Annotated in this window: 1 protein-coding gene; it reads left to right on the top strand. The window is 56.4% G+C overall.

What is annotated here, in order from left to right:
- Nucleotides 1–452 (top strand): NAD(P)H-hydrate dehydratase (locus ACTHUR_RS20665; RefSeq protein ID WP_440400667.1); only part of this gene is annotated, 452 nt, incomplete at both ends.

Genomic DNA, 452 nt, shown 5'->3' with positions numbered 1-452 from the left:
CTTCCCGAATCGCTTCAAGCTTTTCAGACGGCCTTAGCATTTCCCGACGTATTCCGCCCCCGCGCCCAAGAATCACACAAAGGCACATACGGCACGCTTGCCATTATCGGCGGCGCAACGGGAATGAGCGGCGCGGTCGTTTTGGCAGCCACAGCCGCGATGTATCAAGGGTGCGGCAAAGTTTGGGCGGGCTTCAACCAAGCCACGCTGCCTTTTGCCATCATTCCCGAACGCCCTGAAATTATGCTCGCCACTGCAACCCAACTGATGGAGCGCAACGATGTCAGCGCACGCGTAATCGGCTGCGGCTTTGGTTTGGACGGATTATCAGAGCAGCTGCTGCACCAAATCCTGTCTACACACCACGGCCAGCCTTTATTGCTCGATGCAGATGCCCTGACACTGCTTGCCCGCTCTTCCGAATTAACCGAACGCCTCAAATCGTACAAACA

This window comes from Neisseria sp. P0021.S007 (genome assembly GCF_051956855.1).
Note: the sequence above shows the minus strand (reverse complement) of the source record. Positions and strands in the feature narration are given on the sequence as shown.